Origin of the sequence: Microbacterium kunmingense, from assembly GCF_023155745.1 — a bacterium.
GTDB classification, from domain to species: domain Bacteria; phylum Actinomycetota; class Actinomycetes; order Actinomycetales; family Microbacteriaceae; genus Microbacterium; species Microbacterium kunmingense.
In genome coordinates, this window is record NZ_JAKNUS010000021.1 from 1 (window position 1) to 1097 (window position 1097).

Annotated in this window: 1 protein-coding gene; it reads left to right on the forward strand. The window is 67.5% G+C overall.

Going from position 1 to position 1097, the window contains the following annotated elements; translation table 11 throughout:
* On the forward strand, positions 1 to 803 hold an 803-nt coding region (locus tag MA875_RS17325), incomplete at its 5' end, for a transposase (protein WP_248243443.1).
* Positions 804 to 1097: the final 294 nt, after the last annotated feature.

Genomic DNA, 1097 nt, shown 5'->3' on the forward strand with positions numbered 1-1097 from the left:
ACGCGCTGCTACTGGCCCGGCTGCTGAAGATGGATGAGCTGACCGCGGTGCGGGTGCCGACCGAAGCGGAAGAGTCCGCCAGGGATCTGGTGAGAGCACGGGATGATGCCCGGGTGGAGCTGATGGCCGCCCGGCATCGTCTGTCGAAGCTGCTGCTGCGACGCGGGATCGTCTACGCGGGGACCAACACCTGGAGTCGGGACCACGACCGCTGGCTGCGCGCAGAACGCCGTGCCGGGCTCGACAATGCGGGCATCGGAACGCTGGCCGCGTTCGACGCCGGCTACGACGCGATCACGCAGATCGTGGCCCGCAAGGACCGGCTGGACCGTGAGATCACCGTCATGGCGACGGATTCGGAGTTCACCGCGGTCACAACACGGTTGGGGTGTCTGCGCGGGATCTCGACGCTGACTGGGTTCGCTCTCGCGGTCGAGATCGGCGACTGGCACCGGCTCACAGGGTCGAGCATCGCCGCCTACCTAGGGCTGGTGCCGTCCGAGCACTCTTCCGGCGGGTCCCGGTCGCTGGGCCCGATCACCAAGACCGGTAACACCCACGCCCGGAGGCTGCTGATCGAGTCCGCCTGGTATCACAAACACCCCTACCGGATCGGGAAGGTCATGCGGGACCGATGGGCCAACGCGCCCGCCACCTCGGCAGTCCGCGGCGACGCCGGCAACCGGCGCCTTCACCACCGCTGGATGGTGCTCGCTGCGAAACACAAGAAGCACACCGTCGCGAACACCGCGATCGCCCGCGAACTCGCCGGCTGGTGCTGGTCCCTGGCCGTCATGGACTAACCCCTCGAGCTCGTCCCGGACGCGGATACGGAACGCATGCAGCGTGAAGAGAACACCAGCGGTTCGACTGTGAGCAGCCGCCCCCGGCGGCCACGCTCGACCTCAGACAAGCTCGGATGCTCTCGCCGAAACAGGGTCCTGCGGTAACCAACCCGCGAATATCAGACTGACCACGCGTCGAAAGACACGCCGCACCCCCGGCCCCCGCCACCCGGACGAAGAAGCGCCGCCGAGCAGCCAGCCCGGCGGCGCTTCACCCTGCCCACTTGACAGAAAGCCCTACATATCAGTCGA